Here is an 18,775-nt window from a genome sequence, read left to right on the forward strand (position 1 = left end):
TACCGGCCCGCGGCGGCAATCTCCGCATCGCCGCACCAGCCGCAATTGGGCGGTTTTCCCGTCCCTCTCCCGGTTGCAGCCTGAAAATCCCCTGCTATACCCCTTGCTCCCGCTTACCTGCGCTCGTTCGCAGGAGTGAGCTCAAGGAGTGACCCATGTCCGATCCGAAATCGCCTGATCCCAAGTCCGACCAGCAAAAGTCCAATTTCCAATACAGCCTCAGTAACCTGAAGCCCGCCACCCCGGTCGAGAAGATCACCATCAGCTTCCCAGACGGCGCCCGGCGTGAATACCCCAGGGGCACCACCGGTCTCGACATTGCCAAGGGCATCTCGCCCTCGCTCGCCAAGCGCACCGTCGCGATGGCGCTGAACGGCGACCTCGTCGACCTCGACGATCCCATCACCGATGACGCCAAGCTCGAACTCGTCGACCGCGACGACCCGCGCGCGCTGGAATTGATCCGGCACGATTGCGCGCACGTGCTCGCCGAGGCCGTGCAATCGCTGTGGCCGGGCACCCAGGTCACGATCGGTCCGGTGATCGAGAACGGCTTCTATTACGACTTCTTCCGCAACGAGCCGTTCACGCCCGAAGACTTCGCCGCGATCGAGAAGAAGATGCGCGAGATCATCGGCCGCGACAAACCCTTCACCAAGGAGGTGTGGGACCGCGAGAAGACCAAGCAGGTGTTCCGCGACAAGGGCGAGGCGTTCAAGGTCGAGCTGGTCGACGCCATTCCGGGCAACGAGCCGATCAAGATCTACTACCAGGGCGACTGGTTCGACCTGTGCCGTGGTCCGCACATGACCTCGACGGGGAAGATCGGCAACGCCTTCAAATTGATGAAGGTGGCGGGCGCGTATTGGCGCGGCGATTCCAACAACCCGATGCTGACCCGCATCTACGGCACCGCCTTCGCCAAGCAGGAGCAGCTCGACGCCTACCTCAAGCAGATCGAGGAGGCCGAGAAGCGCGACCACCGCAAGCTCGGCCGCGAGCTCGACCTGTTCCACTTCCAGGAGGAAGGTCCGGGCGTCGTGTTCTGGCATCCCAAAGGCTGGAGCATCTTCCAGGCGCTGATCGCCTATATGCGCCGGCGTCTCGCCGGCGAGTATGACGAGGTCAACGCGCCGCAGATCCTCGACAAGTCGCTGTGGGAGACCTCCGGTCACTGGAACTGGTATCGCGAGAACATGTTCGCGGCGCAGTCCGCCGGCGACGAGGCCGAGGACAAGCGCTGGTTCGCGCTCAAGCCGATGAACTGCCCGGGTCACGTGCAGATCTTCAAGCACGGCCTGAAGAGCTACCGCGACCTGCCGCTGCGGCTCGCCGAGTTCGGCGTCGTGCATCGCTACGAGGCCTCCGGCGCCATGCACGGCCTGATGCGCGTGCGCGGCTTCACCCAGGACGATGCGCATGTGTTCTGCACCGAGGACCAACTCGCCGACGAGTGCCTGAAGATCAACGACCTGATCCTGTCGACCTACTCGGACTTCGGCTTCGAGGGCGAATTGACGGTGAAGCTCTCGACCCGGCCGGACAAGCGCGTCGGCACCGACGAGATGTGGGATCACGCCGAGCGCGTGATGGCGACCGTGCTGAACGAGATCAAGGCGCAGAGCAACCACATCCGCACCGAGATCAATCCGGGCGAAGGCGCGTTCTACGGGCCAAAGTTCGAGTATGTGCTGCGCGATGCCATCGGCCGCGACTGGCAGTGCGGCACCACGCAGGTCGACTTCAACCTGCCGGAGCGGTTCGGCGCGTTCTACATCGACGCCGACGGCGCCAAGAAGGCGCCGGTCATGGTCCACCGCGCCATCTGCGGCTCGATGGAGCGCTTCATCGGCATCCTGATCGAGCACTATGCCGGCAGCTTCCCGCTGTGGCTGGCGCCGACGCAGGTGGTCGTCACCACCATCACCTCGGAAGGCGACGAATACGCCAAGCAGGTGCTGGCGGCGTTGCGGCGTGCGGGTCTGCGGGCCGAGATCGACCTGCGCAACGAGAAGATCAACTACAAGGTCCGCGAGCACTCGCTGCAGAAGATCCCTGCCCTGCTCGTCGTCGGCAAGAAGGAGGCCGAGACGCATTCGGTCTCCGTGCGCCGGCTCGGCCGCGACGGCCAGACCGTGATGCCGACCGCGGAGGCCATCGCCGCCCTGGTCGACGAGGCGACGCCGCCGGACGTGCGGCGCCGTCAGCGCGAGGCGGCGTGAGCTGTCCCGGTTCGTAGCCCGCATGAGCGCAGCGACAGGCGGGAACAGTTTCCCCGGGTGTCGCTTGCGTTCACCCGGGCTACGGGCGCTGCTATGCTGATACGCTGGCCGCTGCATCCGTCGCGCTCCCATCCCGGCCCGCCGCCTGCCGCGCCACCTCGGCGCATTCGGCCATGTAGAGGAACATCGTCGCGAGCATCCGCTCGATCGCCTCGCGTCCCCTTGGCAGGATGGTGATGGCGTCGGTGCCGCGGACGAGCAGGCCCTTCTCCTCCGCATCCCGCAGCAAGGTCAGCACGTGCTTGCGCGACACCGAAAAGCGCGTCGCCAGTCCATTGATGGAGAGCGGCACGGGACCAGCGGGCGGGAACGGCTGGTCCGGCCCGCCCCCTTGGGCCAGGCTGAACAGGATCACCATGCCAGCGGTGCGCTCGGCAAACGGCTCCAGCTCCGGCGCGCCGTCGAGCACCCGCACGCCGGCGATGAAGCGGCGGCCAAGCTCGAGCACGAAGGTCTTCACGAAGGCCGGATCGTTCAGCGCCGCCCGATAAGCCACGGCGGCCGGCAGCACCGCGCTCATCGCGTCGAACTGCACGCCCCACCGCTCGCGATGCAGCGCGATGAGCTTGTCGGTCGGCACCAGCGGACGCCGGCGTCGGTCGAGATTGGAGGCGGACGCGACCAGCCCGGCCGCGCGCATCAGCGCCAGCATCGCCTCGCAGCGGCCGCGGCTGCACAGACCGAGCCTGACGCACATCTCCTTCATGGCGCCGACGGTGAGGCCGAGCTCGCCATCGCGCTGCTCGGCGAAGTGCAGGTACAGCGCGACATGTGGAAACAGCGCCCGCGCCCGGTCGCTCAGCAGCGCATTGAGGATGCGGTCGCCCCGGTAGAGCCTGACGGCAGCCTCGGTCGACGCCCGCATCGCCACGGCGAAACCCGGCTCGCGGCGCAGCCGCACGACGGCATCAACTGAAGGTGTCAGCGCTGTCATTCCCACCGCAAGTCTGCTGCCCCGGCCGGCCGCGAGCTGCGGTCTCCAGCGTCATCTTTTTACCGATCCACCCAAATTTCCACAATTGCCACGGCCGAGGCTGGCGGCGGACCGATGGCCGCAGCCAACCAGGCCGGGGCCGCCGTGTGAGGCGAAAGATTGCAGGATTCACGTCACGGCTGCACGGCAGCTTGAGCAGAGCGCGCGCCGCCTGCGGCTGCGGCAACACGCGGTAGAACCGATCAAAACGCCGTTCCGTGGTCTCGTTGCAGGCGAAGGCGCATGCTATCTGTCCCGCGTGCAACCAACGAGACATCACGACGTGACCGATGCGATTGAACTGCTGAAGACCCGCCGCTCCGTGAAGCCGCGCGAGATGAGCGGCCCCGGCCCCTCGCCCGCCGAGCTCGACACCATCCTGACCATCGGGGCCCGCGTGCCCGACCATGGCAAGCTCGCGCCGTGGCGCTTCATCGTGTTCGAGGGCGACGGCCGCCGCCGCGCCGGCGAGGTCATCGCGTCCGTGTTCGCCGGGAAGAACCCGCAGGCGAGCGCCGCCGAGCTCGAGGTCGAGAAGAACCGCCTCATGGAGGCGCCGCTGGTGATCGGCCTGGTCAGCTTCACCAGGCCGCATCCCAAGGTGCCGGCCTATGAGCAGGAGCTCTCCGCCGGCGCCAGCGCGATGAACATCCTGACCGCCGCCACCGCGCTCGGCTATGGCGGCTGCTGGCTGTCCGGCTGGTTCATGTTCGACCGCGACGTGATGGATGGACTCGGCCTGAAGCCGGAGGAGAAGCTGGCGGGGCTCATTCACATCGGCAGGCCGACCAGGCCGAGCGAGGACCGGCCGCGGCCCGTGCTGGCTGACATCGTCACGCGGTTCTGAGCGCCGCAATTTCCGCTGTCGTCCCTGCGAACGCAGGGACCCATAACCACCGGCGGCAGTCGCGACAGAAGCTGGTTCGACACCGCCCGTCACCACATCTCCCTGGGGTTATGGGTCCCGGATCGGCGCGCGCGTGCCGCGCGCTTGTCCGGGACGACAGTGGTGGGGGTGGCAGACATCGCGAAACTAACTAGCCTCTCCTCTCACGCTGCCTTCGACGACCGCGCGCCGAACTGCGCCAGCAACCCCGCGATCTCCGATGCCGGCTTTGCGGCGCTGAACAGAAAGCCCTGGACCTGGTTGCAGCCTTCGGCGCGCAGCCAGTCGAGCTGATCCGATGTCTCGACGCCCTCGGCGGTGGTGATGATGTTGAGGCTCTTGCCGAGGCCGGAGATAGCCCGGACGATGGCGAGGCAGTCGGAGCGCTGCGCGAGGTCCTTCACGAAGGAGCGGTCGATCTTGATCTTGTCGAACGGGAAGCTGCGCAGATAGCTCAGGCTGGAATAGCCGGTGCCGAAATCATCCATCGAGATGCGGATGCCGAGCTGGCGCAGCTGATGCAGCGTCGCCAGATTGGCCTCGGTCTCGGCGAGCAGGATCGACTCGGTGATCTCCAGCTCGAGCCGCTCCGGCGCGAGCGCCGACTGCGCCAGCGCCTGGACCACGACCTGCACCAGGTTGCGGCTGCGGAACTGCACGGCGGAGAGGTTCACCGCCACCTTGATGCCATCGGGCCATCGTGCCGCCTCGTGGCAGGCCTCGCGCAGCACCCATTCGCCGAGCGGCACGATCAGGCCAATGTCCTCAGCCACAGGGATGAAGTCGGCCGGCGAAATCATGCCCTTGTCGGGATGACGCCAGCGCAGCAGGCATTCGAAGGCAGAGATGGCGTTGGTCGCGACATCGACCAGCGGCTGGTAGTGCAGCTCGAACTCGCCATGCGCGAAGGCGCGGCGCAGATCGTGCTCCATGTCGCGCCGCTTCTGCGCCTGGCGGTCCATCTCCTTTTCGAAGAAGCGATGCACGCGGCCGCCGTCCTGCTTGGCGCGATACAGCGCCATGTCGGCGTTCTTCATCAGCTCCTCGCAGCTCGCGCCGTCGCCCGGCGACAGCGCGATGCCGATGGAGGCGCCGATCACGAGCTCATTGCCGTCGATGTCATAGGGCGCGCCGAGCGCCGCGATCAGGCGGGCGGCGCACTCGCTTGCGTCGCTGGCGCCACTGCTCTGGCTGATGATCACCGCGAACTCGTCGCCGCCGAGCCGCGCCGCCAGCTTGCCGCCATGCATCTGCTGCGTCAGGCGGCCGGCGACCGCCTGCAGCAGCCGGTCGCCCATCGGATGACCGAAGGAGTCGTTGACGGTCTTGAACAGGTCGAGGTCGATGCACATCACCGCGATGCGCCGGTCGGCCGCGCCGGCGCCGTCGAGCTCCTGCGTGAGGCGCTGCTGGAAGAACTCGCGGTTCGGCAGGCCGGTCAGCCCGTCATGGTGCGCCATGTAGGCGATGCGCGCCTCGGCGCGACGGCGCTCGGTGATATCGACGATCGCAACCAGCACGCCGTCGCGGCCATCGAAGGTGATCTCTCGGCCATAGGTCAGCACCTCGATCTCGCTGCCATCGGCCTTGCGATGGCGCCAGTCGCGATGAAACAGGTCACCGTCGGCAAGCCGCAACAGCGCGTCATCCAGGCTTTCCCATTCGCCCGGCGGCCAGAGATCCCAGACGTTCATGCAAAGGAGGTCCGCCCGGCCGTAGCCGTAGTGGCCGACCATCGCATCGTTGACATTGAGGATCTGCGCGGTCTTCGCGTCGAGAATGCACATCGGCACCGGATTGGCGTCGAACAGCAGCCGGAACGACGCCTCGCGCCGCTTCAGCGCGGTCACGTCGGCAATGGTCAATGAGATGATGTCGCCAAAGGCGTGGGCGCCGAGCCTGAGACTGCGGGCTTCGCTGTCGAGCTCGAACTGGTCGCTTCGCCCCTGCGTGACGACATCGAACAGCCGCGCCATCACCTCGGGCGTGCACAGCATGTTGCCGCCCTGCTTCAGGCGATGCCATTGCAGCGTCGCCGATGGCAGCCTGAGCAGCTCGGCCGCCGCGCGATTGTGATGGACGACCTGAAAATCGCAGGGCATGCCGACGCTGTCGCGGATGGTTGCGAGCGAGACCACGCCGTCATCCGTCGTCGAGAAGATCGCATCGAGCAGATTATATTGCGCGTCGCGCTCGTTGACATAGGTCCCGACCAGCGTGCTGCCCCACCGCGAGTTGGTCGGCAGCGCCAGGACGTCATAGCTGCGAACCATGCCGTCGCGCACGCAATGCGCATGGGCGAGATAGGGCTGGCCGCTGGCGAGCGCGCAGTTTGCGGCCTCCACCAGCACGGTGGCGCAATCCGGCGACACGGCCTCGACCGCGACGCCCGAGCGTTCGTCCTGCAACCATTGTTGGACGTAGCGGCCGCTGCGCGAAATCTGCAGACCGCCGTCTTCGTTGTTGAGCACCGCGATATGATCGGCGAGACGGCCGAGGCTGCCCAGCATGACGTCCTCGTAGCGCGGCAGGCGCTGGCCGGGCTTCAACGCGGCCTGCCATTTGCGCCTGAGCACCGGGATGTCGTCAAACAGATCGCTGCTGATCGTCGTCAACGCCTTGGTCGTCGCGGCACTCATCATTTCCACTCAATCGCCACCCTGTCGGTCCCGGCGGTATCTGAAGCAGACGCGGCTTTAACGAGCTGTAAATGCATTGGCTTCGCGCGTGGCGCGCAGCGATTGTGACAGTTTTAAGTGGTTCCATGGTTATCGCGCATTAGCGACTGTGACAGCATCGCTTCACGTTCGTCGCCTATGTCGCAACGGCGAGGTCGATACCGATACGGCATAGATGCGGATGTGAACCTGCGATCTCGCGACAATATCTGCCCGAGTTTTGCTAATCGAACCGCCCTCTTCGAACAGAGGGCGCAGGGAGAGCCGGACCTCGACTGAGGTCCGTGGCCCGCCTGCGAAAAAAAATGCAGGCGGCAGGTACCACGGGTCAGCCGGAAACCCGGCCCTCCCTGCGCGATGGCTGAACGGCTGCTTCGCGTTCTCCCTGGTGCGCCGGGCTTTCTGGCCACCATCCCCCGCACGACGCGCGAGCATCGCTGTGAGGTTGATATCAGCATCGGGATATCAGGACCGCGCGACTTGACCGTGCGCAGCGAATTGTTCGTCGGCGCGAGAGACTCGCGCTGCAATCCACCACGCCCACCGCTCCCCGCCTCGCGTCTCGTGACGACCGCGATACGCCCCTCATCTCGAGGCGGGATGCGCGGAAAGATCGACCTGATTTGCCCGACGACACAAGAACTAATAACTGCGACAAAGTAACCCGACGGGCAGATGTGGCACGACTTAGCGAGTCGTGTCGCGCACCACTGCTTCGACAATCACCGCTGTCGTCCCGGCATTGAGCCGGGCCCCATAGCCACCGGCCGCGGTGATGCGGGCCACTGACAGCGACGTCCCCCGATAGCATCCGCGGTATGGGTCCCGGCGTTCGCCGGTACGACACCCGTGGTCAGGCGCGCTCCTGCCAAAAACGCTGTTCTTGCATCACTCCTCCTCCAAACGGATGCCTGCGTCGCTCAGCGCCCGCATGATCCGCTCGATGTCCTCGGGGTCGACTGTGTTAGCCGGGCAAAGTGCGTTCAGCTCGTCGAACGTGATCCAGCCCTTGCGCTCGCCGATCTCGATGGCCTGGCGGATGATGTGGGATATCTGCATGCGGCTCTCCCGGAGACTGGCTCTCATAGATAACGGGGAGAGTCGGTGTCCTTCTGCGGGGCCATTTCGCGTGCGAGCCGCTTACCGCGCGAGCACCTCGACCTCGCCGTCGACGCCGTTGACGACGCTGAAGGAGCGCTCGAACACCTTGCCTTCGTTCTTGGCGATGGCGCGGTAGTCGCCTTCGGACAGCACGACCTTGGGGAAGGCGCCGATCGATTCCTTGATCACGTCGCCCCCGGGGTTGATGACCGACCAGGCCGTGTTGGCGAGCGCCTCGCCGCCCTTGTCGGAGACGAGCTTCAAGGTGATGACCGCGGCGCGATGCGTCACCGTGACATCGGTGAGCTTACCGGCCTGGACGCGGATGTCGGAGCGCACCACCGAGTTGGCGTCGCCATAGTTGGAGACGATGTAATAGGTCCCCTCCGGCAGCATCAGCATGTCGCCGGCGGCGACGTTCGGCACCAGCGGCGCCCGCTCGCGGCCGTCGAACTGGCTGCCCTTGTAGATGGCAAACGAGATCTGGTTCTGCGGGATCTTGCTGGTGCCGACCCTGCCCTCGAGACGCAGGCCCCCAGCCGGCAGCACGAAGGATTCGCGATCGGTCTCCGGCTTCAGGTTCACGGACCTGACCGCGCTGACGAGGCCGAGCGCGACATGAACGACATAGGTACCGGGCGGCAGCACGATGTTCGGCGTCGCGCCGCGATCCTCGCGCAGCATCTTGAAGGCGCCGGATTCGTCCGGCCGGTCGGCGAACACGCGCCAGACCAGCCCGCCATTGATGTTCGGCAGGTCCTTGCCGAACCGCGCCGACAGCGACAGCACGCCCTGATTGGGGGCTGCGGCCGGCGGAGCGGCAACCGGGGGGATCGCAGCCGGCGCGCCGGGTGGAATCGCGGCGACCGGCGGTCCCGGCACCGCCTGGGGTGCCGGCGGCGGAATGGGGCCGGAGGGTGGTGCCAGGCTGACCGCTGCCCCGGGATCGGGCACCGAGGCCGGCGGAACCGGCGGCGGCCTGTCGCTGAACAGTTGCGCTGCGGCCGGCGACATCGAGAGCCCGGTCAGCGGGCACGACAAGGCAAGCACAAGCCATAGCCGCCCGCTGCGCCGGAATCTGGTGAACCCGCGACCTGTCGTCATCGTCCTGCTTTTGACCGAAAACGCGGCAAATTCAAGCCTCTACTCAACTGTCCCCGAGGAACCGCATGGGCGGCGCGCGACTTGGTCGCATTCTCCGGCGGTGAGCGGCCGGAGCGCGCAGTTCCGTCCAGGAGAGCGTTCACATCAGCGGCATCCGATGCTTCCGTCGACCCGGCATAAAGGATGCTTCTGGTAGGCTGGTGCTAGACTGTCATGCGTCATGAGTCCGTTGCCGACTCATTGCACACAGTATGCGTAGGCGTGGAGATCTCGGTGCTGGATATTCTGAAAGGACGCCGTGCGAGCGGAACCGAAGGTTCCGATGTCGGTCTTGGGACGATCCGCAAGCCGGTCATCGGCTTGGCACTCGGCGGCGGTGCGGCGCGCGGCTTTGCCCATATCGGCGTGCTCCGAACCCTGATGGCGCACGGCATCGTGCCCGACGTCGTGGTCGGCACCTCGATCGGGGCCGTGGTCGGCGGTGCCTATGCGGCCGGCCAGCTCGATACCCTGGAGGAATGGGCGCGCAGCCTGCAGATGCGCAACATCCTCGGCTATCTCGACATTCGCCTCAATGGCTCCGGCCTGATCGGCGGCGAGAAGCTCGCCGCCCAGCTCGAAGCCTCGCTCGGCCGCGTCAGCATCGAGGAGCTGCCGATGAAGGTCGCAACCGTGGCGACCGAAATCCGCACCGGTCACGAGATCTGGCTGACCCATGGCAGCCTGGTCGATGCGATGCGCGCCTCCTACGCCCTGCCCGGCATCTTCGCGCCGGTCCTGATCGGCGACCGCTGGCTGGTCGACGGCGCCATGGTGAACCCGGTGCCGGTGTCGGCGGCGCGCGCGCTCGGCGCCGAGATCGTGATCGCCGCCAACCTGTCCAGCGACGTGTTCACGCATTCGACGACGATCTACTCGCATGGCCAGCCGGTCGAGGTGCCGGAGACGGTGATGGAGAGCGCGCCGCCCAAGCGCCGCTTCGGCAGGCTGTTCTCGCCGGAGCGCGCGGTGAAGCGGCAGTTCTTCGGCGGCGGCGGCCGGCCGGGCATCTCGTCGGTGATGGTCGATGCCTTCAACATCATGCAGGACCGCATCACCCGCGCACGTCTCGCCGGCGATCCGCCGGACCTTCTGATCTCGCCGCGCGTCGGCCAGATCGGCTGGTTCGACTTCCACCGCGCGGCCGACCTCATCGCGTTCGGCACCAGGGCGGCCGAACGTGCGCTGGATTCGATCCAGGAGACCATCGGCCAGGCGACCGGCGCGGTGACGCCGACCGGCGGCGGAGCGACGACTACGCCGTCTTGATGTACTGACGCAGGGCTTCCTGCTCGGTCTCGTATTCCTGGACGCGCCACTTCACGACGTCGCCGATCGAGATCAGGCCGACGACGACGCCGCCCTCGATCACCGGCAGATGGCGGAACTTGCCGTTCGTCATCACTTCCATGATCGAGGCGACGGTATCCGCCGGCTTGCAGCTCACCACCCGCCGCGTCATCACGTTCGACACCGGCTCGGTCAGCGCCGAGGCGCCGCGCTCGCCGAGCGCGCGGACGATGTCGCGCTCGGATAGGATGCCCTCCATCCGGGAGCCCGACATCACCAGCACCGCGCCGATCTTGCGGTCAGCAAGCCGCTTGGCGGCTTCGGCGAGTGTGGTCTGGGACTCGACGCTCTCGACCTGATGGCCCTTGATGTCGAGAATCGCACGTACTGTCATTGCTCGTCTCCTTCAGGGGCCGGTGTGCCTTCTTGCGCGAGGCGTCGTTGCGGCCGATGCTTCCAGCGATCGTCAGTCAAGCGAGTCTTCAATCAACAGTCTGGCAACGCAACGGATCCAATCCTCCCGATCACGCTTTGGTTGCATTGCACTCGGCAGGCTGGCCTGCGCGGCACAAAATGGCCTGCTTTCGTTCATCCGGAATCGTGCTCCGGTTGCAGTGGACGCAAATGATGAATGAAATCACCTGCGCTCGCAAGCGCAGGATTGCGGCAACTAACGGTCGACCACGTCGGACGGTAACGCAGGCGCAGCATCGTCACGCACATGCGGGGTGGGATCGAACAGCGCAAACAGGATCAGGCCGGCGATGAAGCCGCCGATATGAGCCTGCCAGGCGACGTCGGCGCCCTCGGCGCCGGGCGTGATGCCGCCGATGCCGAACACGATGTTGACGCCGAACCACACTGCCAGAAAGCCGAGGACGCGCGGATTGCGCAGCGCACGCGACAGCGACAACGCCGGAACCCTGGCCGCCGCCTCGGCATCTCCGCGAGTGAACGACAGGAAGCTGCCGCTCACGAAGGCAAAGCGCATCGCGGCCGCCATGGTGCCGGACACCGAGGCCGAGGCGCCGATCATCGGCGCCAGCGCGTGCTCATGGGTGAGCAGATGCGCCAGCGCACCGGCCGCCGCCGTCACCGCCATGAACAGATAGAACCGGGCCGCCCCGAAGCGGCGCGCGAGCGCGCTGCCGAATGGCAGCAGCCACAGCACGTTGAAGCCGATATGCGCCAGATTGGCGTGCAGCAGCGAATAGCTGACGAAGGTCCAGATCTTGGCCGGCGTGCCGCCGGGAAACGCCCCGTCCATCAGGGTCTGGTCGTATCGTTTCGGGACGAAGGCGAACAGGTCGATGATCCAGCCGTTCCACTCGTCCGGCAACAGCACGCGCAGATGGATCACCGCGATCAGCAGGATGTAGGCGGTCAGTGCGCCCGGCAGATTGAGGATCGGCTCCCGCGCCTGCTGGAGCGGCGGATCCTGCGTGAGGTCTGACGAGGAGGAATCCAACGGAACGCACGCCTTCGACGAGAGGAACAGATCCGTCAGATAGGCGGCTTTGGCCGGCCTGTGCAAGCGCACGGCGGCAGAGTTGATGTGCGGCGCGGTGGCAGCGGTGGAGAAAGGGCGGCGGATCCGCAAAAAGAACGAGGGAGGGTCCTGAGAAAACCCTCCCTCCGAGACTTGCCGGCCTCTGCCGCGTCCGGAGCGCCCGGGTTTGTTTTCCCCACCCCGCCCCGTCGCGACGACCAGACTTGTTTGACGCCGCCTGCGTGTACCTCACCGTATCGCGGCGGACCTTCCACCGTCCGGCCGCGATCTGATGAACGCATTGTTAACGATCGCTCGGCGGCCGCCAAGCTCATCGTTAATTTAACCTTAACGCGCGGAAGGCCGGGGGAAAGCCGGCACGATCGCACCATCGGCATGGACGCTGCACCGCCCCTCCTGCGAAAACAAACCAGGGAGGCGCCTGGACGAAAGCGGGACAGCAATGTCCTCCGTGACGTCGAGGGCGCGAGGGATCACCGAGATGAAACATCCGTCCAATCGCGAGCTCTTCGCCTATTGGAACGACAGGCGCGGCCATGCCAAGGCGCCGGAGCGCTGCGACTTCGAGCCGTCGGCCGTGCGCGAGCTGCTCGGCGACATCTTCGTCTTGTCCTGCGACGCCGACAGCGGCTTTCCGTTCCGCATGGCCGGCACGCGGCTGTGCGCCCTGCTCGGCGGCGACGTCAAGGACAGAAGCTTCCCGGCGCAGTTCGCGCCCGCCAGCCGCCGCGAGATCGAAGAGATCACGATGGTCGTGTGCGAGGAGACGCTGCCGGCGATCGCCGGCGTCAGGGCGCAGGGACCGGATCGCACGACGGCGCATTTCGAGCTGCTGCTGCTGCCGTTCGCGACGCGCGCGCACGAGCCGATCAGCCTGACCGGCCTGCTCGCCCCGTTCGAAACGCCGCGAGGCGCGCTCGGACCGCTGGAGATGGTGTCATGGCGCTACATCCATCCGCCGGCCGAGCCGATCGTGCCGCGCGCGCTGCGCAAGCTCGCGCTCGCCCGCGGCTTGATGGTGTATGAGGGCCTGCGCTGACTGCGGCGCGCGTAGTTAGGACTTCTGTGCAGAAGCAACCGCAAATACTCCAATTGCGTTACCGCGAGCGGATTGTCGTAAGGGCCGAGAGTTTCGCCTGGAACCTTTCGCGCACCTTCTCTGTCCCGCTCTTCGGGTCTTTGGCTATGAGTGCGTTGACGACGACGAGGCCCTTGCGATAGGCGTCGACGGCGTCTTGCAGCGAGCGGTCATCTTTTCCCGGCTCGCTCTGCTCGCGCGCGGCGTCACCGATGCGCTCGTAGCCTTCCGCCAGCTCAAGTTGACGCTTGCTATCGTCGGGAAACCTTCCCGCGAGCTGCAGCCGGATTTGCAGACCGGCATCATATTCCTTGAGCGCGTTTACGAAGTCGTGCTGCCTTCGCCAGGCGCTCCCAAGCCTATCGTGCGTGTCGGCTACGTCGCGCGTCCATGCCACTTTATTGAGGCCCTTTGCGGTGATCTCCTCGCGAATTGCCAGAGCACTGCGGTATTTGTCGATCGCGCCCGCCGGGTCCTGTTCTGCCACCGAATCGCCGATGATGACGTATTGCCGGGCGAGGCGAATTTTCCAGTCGACCTTGTCGGGATCGTCGCGGGCGAGGCCGGCTGAGAGGTCGACTGCCATCTGGAAGTACTTCAGTGCGTCGTCGAGCTGGTCTTGCATCTTGTGCACGCGGCCGATCTGCTCGTAGATCCTCGACAAATTGGATCGATAGACGTTGTTTTCCGGCTCCCTGCGGACCAGGGCTTCCCGTATCGTCATTGCCTGCTCGTATTCCGCCAGAGCTTCCTTCGGGCGATCGTGCGCAGCAAGGGCATCGCCGATCCGGGTCCGAGCATCCGCCACGGCCTTCTGCGCATCCGGATCGTTCGGGTCCTGAGCCAGGAGAGCGGTGCCAATCGCAAGGGATTTCCGGTACCAATCCAGAGCGCCCTTCCAGTCCGTATTCAGGAGGCTGTCCGCAATCTTGTTCTCGACGAATGCGATTCTTGGGCGCGCTGCGCCGTCCGCGGGATTCTTGTCAGCCAGCCGCTGCGCAATCCGTAGCGCGTAATCAAGTTCCGCTGCGGATCGCTTCAGGTCACGGCCCTCGAAGGCGTCTCCGAGGCGGAACGCAACCTCATAACGCAGCTTCTTCCACTCGTCGTTCTCGGCGTCGTTCTCGAGGAGCTGGTCAGCGAGGTCTTTGGCCTCTTCGACTTGTGTTAAGGCAGCGTCATGTGCTCCAACCAGCAGGTACACATCCGAGAACTTCGTCAGCAGCTTGGCGCGATACTCCATGACTTCCGGCCGATTCTCGACGGCACCGAAGATCTTCTCGGCGCCGCGCAGCAGCCGTTCAGCACTCGAAACCTGGATTGCGCCGGTATTGAGCTGATCCTGAATTACATCGAGCACGCTCCCGACGACGGAAAATGCACTTTTCGCGCTCCGCAGCGCGGATTGCTCCTCCAAATCCGCCTTTCGCCAGCCCCACACCGCAATAACAAGCAAGGCCGCCATGACAATCAGCGCGCCGTTCCTGGCGCGGGAATATCGTCGCGCCTGCACCTCGTTGTGGGCCCGACTGGCCGCCACGAGCTCCTTGAGCTCCGGCGCGCCCTCCATGTAGGACGCCGCGTCATCCAGAGCGGCGCCGGAGAGCAGATAACCGGCGTCGAAGCCGGATGCCTGCCAGCGCTGCGCAGTCGCGATGAGCTGCAGCTTCGCCTTGGACCGGTCCCGCTCGTCCTGCAGCCAGTCGCGCAATCGCAGCCAGCCGTCGATCAGCGCGCTGTGGGCCAGATCGAAGCGATCGTCGTCCCAGCCGACGCCTGGGCTGCGCCGGATGAGCTCGGCATCCACATATCGCTCCAGAACATGGTCGACGCGACCGGCAGGCGCGATCTGCACCAGAACGTCCCGCCGCACCCGGCGGCGGATGAACCCCTCCACATCGGGCTGCACCAGTTGCAGGAAGACGCACCTCGCGGCCGCCTGGTCGTCAGACGTCAGACCGGCGTAAATCGCTTCTGCCGTACGGATCAGAGCGTCTCGCGGCTTGCCCACCTTATGATAGGCTTCCCAGGTGATGCGGTTGCGCTCGCGCTGGTCCCACAGCCTTCCAAGGGCAAATTGCAGCATGGCCAGCGCGCCCGCATCGCCGGCAACACTCTTGGCGAGGTCCTCGACGATTCCCTCGTCGAACTTGAGCCCGACCGTGGTGGCCGCGCTCTCGATGATGTGCTGCACTTCGGCAGCGTTGGGCGGCGCAAGCGAGAAGCGCGCGGCCGGGTTCTCCCCGAGTGACTTGAGCGCGGCGAGCTGAAGCGCCGGTTGCTGGTACCGCTCCTCGATAATGAGGATGGTCCGGTCCGGCTGGCCACGCGCTCCGACCAGTGCCTGAACAAAGCCCTCCCTCGTCTTCTCGTCCGAGCAGATCGTAAAGATCTGCTCGAGCTGATCGACAACCATGATAACGGGGCGCCCCGGAAATACGCCGTCGAGCAAGGCGCCAAAAAGCTCTGGCGAACGTTCGAGCTTCTGCTTCTGCTCGGGGATCCATGTTTCGAGTTTGGGTAATGCGGGATTGGCAGCCGCCTCATATATGCTCGTGAGCAACGCGGCGAACGGATCTGCTCTCGGAACTACGACCAGAACGAGCGGGCTCTTGCCTTCCCCGACAATCTGCGACTTCATCCTTGGGATGGCGCCGGCCATTACAATCGATGTCTTGCCGCTTCCCATCGGGCCGGTGACGAGCACTACTCGCTGTTCGCGAAGCTGCTCCAGAAGTCTTCGGACAGCCTCCTCGCGCCCGAAAAAGCGCCCTGCGTCGCCTTCGTCGAACGGGTTCAACCCTATGTAGGGATTAGCGGCGCTGGTGAGGTCCGGGGCGTGCGACGGGTCGAAGGGGGCGAGGGCGGGCAGCGTGGCAGAGAGAGCCTCCCGATCGCCGGCCGAAAACTGATACGACGTCCAGTAGGTAATGATGTTCTGGGCGGCCTCGCGGTCGGCCGGCGAATCTATCCATCGTCCCGCCGCCTGCGCCCGATCGACGAACTTATGGACGTCGGCAAGCAGATCTTGGTCGTTCTCTCGATCGCGGGCCGCGCGCATCAACGCGATGTGTTCGGCGCGCAATTCGGTTAGCGAGGTGAATGTTGACGGCACCGGTCCTGAGGCTTCCGGCGCAACTTGGTGATCTTTCGACATGGCTCACACCTTGTCAGACAGTTCTCGCAAAGGCTCACGGATCTTCAGGATGTCTCCACACTGCGCCTTGAGATCTCGATCGACATTGAAGAAGTGAAGAAGCGCCGTATCGCGGAATAGTTTGAAATTTCTGCGCAGCGTGCCGAAATTGGTAACGTGGCTGGCGATCGTCTCGTCGACCCGGCTGGCGTACTCCTTGGCATCCTTCGCCCAGTCCGCTTCAGCCTGCGTGGATGCGATCTCGTCGACGCGCGACTTGATCGCCGGCCAGAATTCCTTGAACAGGTCGAGCGATTCCGGTGTGTTCTTTTCGATGTTGTCTTCGGCCTCCCAGAAATCCTTCTCGATTCTCTGCCATTTGTCGTGTTCCGCAACCCGGCTACTCAGTTGCGACTTGATGTTCCTCAAAGATGCGATCGCCTCTTGAAGGTCGGCAGCCGACGCATCCCCTGCCGGTTTGGCGGCGACAGCATTGGCGAGGATTTCGCTCAGCTCTCGCAACGGGAGCTCTTCGGCATATCGGTTGAGCGATGCATTGACCCTGCTCTGTTCGGAGACGATCACGCTCCGAAACGGGAACACCGCTGTGATCACATCGTGCGTATCCTCGTCGCGAACGGCCTTCCGCAATTTCGGAATCGCCGATTCGAGCTCCTCTATCCAGCCCCGCACATGCGTCCTATCGGCGCCGACCTCCGGGAGCAGTTCGGCCGCCTCGCGCACGCGGCTGCAGATTTTCGCGAGGTCGATGACGTGTTGTTGGAGCCCGAACGATGCTTGCGGATCGCGCCCCAGTTCCTTGGCACAATCGATGATCTCGCGGTAATGTCGCAATTGGATGTCGTGCAGGCAATCGTGCAGCTCCTTGTAATGAAAAAGAGCGTCGATTCTGCTGCTGACCTGGTCGAGCGTTTTGCGCGAGGCGGCGACGACGGAGCGTATCCCGGCGTCCTCCTCGACTTCCCGACGCAGGCTATTGATCCCCGTGTTGAGCGTCTTGACGCTGGCCGGGGTGGAAATGCGATCAAGGTGCTCGTCGACAACCCTCTGAAGGGCCTCGTTGGACTGTTGATCCTCCCAGTTCTTGATGCCATTGAGCAGGTCGAGAAGCCGGCCGTCCCCTTCGACCATATCCAAGAGATCGAGGACGATGTTCGGTTTCGGCTGATCCCAGGACAGTCGATTGAAAACGACTTTGCCCATCGTCGTGCGAACCAGGATCTTCAGATCGTTCATGTTGAACGCATCGCAGATGCCATGGAGCAGCTTCTTGTCCAAGAGAGAGTCCGCCCCTTTCGCGGAGCCGGCAGCGTCTGTCTCGACCATGGCCTCTACGCCCTTTCACTTGAAGCGAAGCGGACCCAGCGCATCATGGCGCCTCGAACTCGATCTTGCCTGCAAGCCGCTGGCGGATCATTCCAATCGGAATGCCCTGATTGAATTTCGGCGAGCCCCAGGCAGGGTCGCCCATGTGATGCATCGCAACCAGCGACCATTCCATATTGAAGCACGGGGACCCCGATGAGCCTCGGTCGCTGTTAGTGGCATAGCGAACCCGTGTGCCGTTGCCGTTCACGCCGAGCACAGCTTGCGTGTCCACGGCGAGCTTCAAAGGGCTCCCGTCCGGATGTTGGGCTATCAGCAGCGGCATGTCGATCTCAAGTGGCGGCTGTGTCTTGGGCATTGCGATCCAGCGCCGTCGCGGGGCACCGGAGCCGGCGTTCTTGTCGATCGGTTCGTTGCCGATGGATCGCGCCAAGCGGGCGAGTACGAAATCGAGTTCGTCGACCGCCGGAAGATCTCGGTCCGGCTGACCTTCGGCCTCGGCCTGGCTGTAACGCGCGAAGTCGATGCGCCAGTCTGAATCGTGCAGCGGCACGACAACTCCTTCCGAGCGCGAGCCATCGGTGAGAACCTTGTAATCAAAATGGCAGGCGATCGCGGCCGGACGTGCCGTCCCCTCGATCGCGGACTCGAGCACGTGATAGTTGGTCAGGATGAGATCCGGTCCGATCAAGAAGCCGGTCCCCATCGCGTTGCCGTCAAACTCAATGCGGCAAACTTGGCCCTCGATCTGTGCCATGCATCCCCGCCACACGCCCATATCGAAGGTCTTAAGTCGCGGACGCACGATCGCTTCGAGGCCGCTTGCGGTGGCACGCTCGGGCGCCGCGGTGACGGACTTGCCCGCGTTCTGTACCGACATCGTCGGCGCCATGCCGAATTTCTCGTAAAGGCGTCGTATCTTCTCGTGGTCAGGCTTCGTAAGATACGCAGCGCGGGCCAAATCGACGACGATCGTCGCGCCCTTTCGCTCCGCCCAGTCGATCAGTTGAAACGCCACGTAGTTGTTCGGACCGGGTGTAACAATGTCTTCCAGCCGTTCGTTTAATCGAACGCGGACCATCATCTCCAATTCTCTAGGATTGAACGCTGCGACAAGCGCTTCCTGGAACTCGCCGAAATCGATGCCCGGTATCATCGCACCAGATCCTGCGCGAACTGAGGTGCCCGCCCGGCCGACGATCGGCACACGACGTCTCGTTGAAGCCGATGGGCTCGTCGTCTCGGTGCCCCTCATAGCTCCACAGAACAATGTGCTGCGCTCAAACTCTACTTTCAAGAGCATTGTTTACGGTATGTAACCTCCCGCTGAAGTCACCGGAGGGACGGGAGG

Annotated in this window: 13 protein-coding genes; 4 read left to right on the forward strand and 9 right to left on the reverse strand. The window is 64.7% G+C overall.

All coding sequences use genetic code 11. The annotated features are described in order from the left end of the window. Positions 1-155: 155 nt before the first annotated feature. A complete protein-coding gene (thrS, locus tag QX132_RS22775; protein ID WP_316162953.1) occupies positions 156-2,222 on the forward strand; it encodes a threonine--tRNA ligase in 2,067 nt (688 codons plus the stop codon). Positions 2,223-2,313: 91 nt separating this feature from the next. On the opposite strand, the gene QX132_RS22780 is transcribed toward thrS, so the two are convergent. Continuing rightward, the gene (locus QX132_RS22780; RefSeq protein WP_410052882.1) at positions 2,314-3,216 is read right to left on the reverse strand and encodes a hypothetical protein; all 903 of its coding nucleotides are present in this window, start codon (positions 3,214-3,216) and stop codon (positions 2,314-2,316) included. 322 nt (positions 3,217-3,538) lie between these two features. On the opposite strand from QX132_RS22780, the gene QX132_RS22785 reads away from it, so the two are divergent. Then, complete coding sequence (locus QX132_RS22785; RefSeq protein ID WP_316162955.1) at positions 3,539-4,102, forward strand: nitroreductase; 564 nt, start codon at positions 3,539-3,541, stop codon at positions 4,100-4,102. A gap of 203 nt (positions 4,103-4,305) precedes the next feature. Here the strand turns inward: QX132_RS22785 and QX132_RS22790 are convergent, their stop codons facing one another. The 3 genes from QX132_RS22790 to QX132_RS22800 form a co-directional block, all read right to left on the reverse strand. Next, positions 4,306-6,780, reverse strand: coding sequence for a putative bifunctional diguanylate cyclase/phosphodiesterase (locus QX132_RS22790; RefSeq protein ID WP_316162956.1), 2,475 nt, complete (start codon positions 6,778-6,780; stop codon positions 4,306-4,308). A 927-nt stretch (positions 6,781-7,707) separates the two neighbouring features. After that, complete coding sequence (locus QX132_RS22795) at positions 7,708-7,878, reverse strand: RNA polymerase sigma factor region1.1 domain-containing protein (RefSeq protein WP_316162957.1); 171 nt, start codon at positions 7,876-7,878, stop codon at positions 7,708-7,710. 81 nt (positions 7,879-7,959) lie between these two features. Further along, positions 7,960-9,024, reverse strand: a complete 1,065-nt coding sequence (locus tag QX132_RS22800) for a hypothetical protein (protein WP_316162958.1) — start codon at positions 9,022-9,024, stop codon at positions 7,960-7,962. 273 nt (positions 9,025-9,297) lie between these two features. Between QX132_RS22800 and QX132_RS22805 the strand changes: the two genes are divergently transcribed. Continuing rightward, the gene (locus QX132_RS22805) at positions 9,298-10,332 is read left to right on the forward strand and encodes a patatin-like phospholipase family protein (RefSeq protein ID WP_316162959.1); all 1,035 of its coding nucleotides are present in this window, start codon (positions 9,298-9,300) and stop codon (positions 10,330-10,332) included. Here QX132_RS22805 and QX132_RS22810 read toward each other — a convergent pair. Together QX132_RS22810 and QX132_RS22815 are read right to left on the reverse strand one after the other, a co-directional pair. Beyond that, positions 10,319-10,747, reverse strand: a complete 429-nt coding sequence (locus tag QX132_RS22810) for a CBS domain-containing protein (RefSeq protein WP_315737503.1) — start codon at positions 10,745-10,747, stop codon at positions 10,319-10,321. The two genes, QX132_RS22805 and QX132_RS22810, sit on opposite strands and share 14 nt — an antisense overlap. 276 nt (positions 10,748-11,023) lie before the next feature. After that, the gene (locus QX132_RS22815) at positions 11,024-11,821 is read right to left on the reverse strand and encodes a rhomboid family intramembrane serine protease (protein ID WP_315737726.1); all 798 of its coding nucleotides are present in this window, start codon (positions 11,819-11,821) and stop codon (positions 11,024-11,026) included. Positions 11,822-12,344: 523 nt separating this feature from the next. Here QX132_RS22815 and QX132_RS22820 point away from each other — a divergent pair. Continuing rightward, a complete protein-coding gene (locus QX132_RS22820) occupies positions 12,345-12,902 on the forward strand; it encodes a PAS domain-containing protein (protein WP_315798719.1) in 558 nt (185 codons plus the stop codon). Between the two features lie 58 nt (positions 12,903-12,960). Here QX132_RS22820 and QX132_RS22825 read toward each other — a convergent pair whose 3' ends face one another. From QX132_RS22825 to QX132_RS22835, 3 genes are all read right to left on the reverse strand, one after another. Then, a complete protein-coding gene (locus tag QX132_RS22825; RefSeq protein WP_316162960.1) occupies positions 12,961-16,098 on the reverse strand; it encodes a tetratricopeptide repeat protein in 3,138 nt (1,045 codons plus the stop codon). Between the two features lie 3 nt (positions 16,099-16,101). After that, positions 16,102-17,376, reverse strand: coding sequence for a hypothetical protein (locus QX132_RS22830; protein ID WP_315771090.1), 1,275 nt, complete (start codon positions 17,374-17,376; stop codon positions 16,102-16,104). Positions 17,377-17,467: 91 nt separating this feature from the next. Further along, the gene (locus QX132_RS22835) at positions 17,468-18,631 is read right to left on the reverse strand and encodes a trypsin-like peptidase domain-containing protein (RefSeq protein ID WP_315737499.1); all 1,164 of its coding nucleotides are present in this window, start codon (positions 18,629-18,631) and stop codon (positions 17,468-17,470) included. Positions 18,632-18,775 lie beyond the last annotated feature (144 nt).

The sequence above is a fragment of the Bradyrhizobium sp. SZCCHNRI20481 genome (assembly GCF_032485055.1).
Lineage (GTDB): Bacteria > Pseudomonadota > Alphaproteobacteria > Rhizobiales > Xanthobacteraceae > Bradyrhizobium.

What these genes read in the sequence shown, in the direction of transcription:
- QX132_RS22790 (WP_316162956.1), bottom strand. Translation starts at nt 6,780, where the DNA reads ATGAGTGCCGCGACGACCAAGGCGTTGACGACGATCAGCAGCGATCTG.
- QX132_RS22820 (WP_315798719.1), top strand. Translation starts at nt 12,345, where the DNA reads ATGAAACATCCGTCCAATCGCGAGCTCTTCGCCTATTGGAACGACAGG.
- QX132_RS22810 (WP_315737503.1), bottom strand. Translation starts at nt 10,747, where the DNA reads ATGACAGTACGTGCGATTCTCGACATCAAGGGCCATCAGGTCGAGAGC.
- QX132_RS22800 (WP_316162958.1), bottom strand. Translation starts at nt 9,024, where the DNA reads ATGACGACAGGTCGCGGGTTCACCAGATTCCGGCGCAGCGGGCGGCTA.
- QX132_RS22780 (WP_410052882.1), bottom strand. Translation starts at nt 3,216, where the DNA reads ATGACAGCGCTGACACCTTCAGTTGATGCCGTCGTGCGGCTGCGCCGC.
- thrS (WP_316162953.1), top strand. Translation starts at nt 156, where the DNA reads ATGTCCGATCCGAAATCGCCTGATCCCAAGTCCGACCAGCAAAAGTCC.
- QX132_RS22795 (WP_316162957.1), bottom strand. Translation starts at nt 7,878, where the DNA reads ATGCAGATATCCCACATCATCCGCCAGGCCATCGAGATCGGCGAGCGC.
- QX132_RS22825 (WP_316162960.1), bottom strand. Translation starts at nt 16,098, where the DNA reads ATGTCGAAAGATCACCAAGTTGCGCCGGAAGCCTCAGGACCGGTGCCG.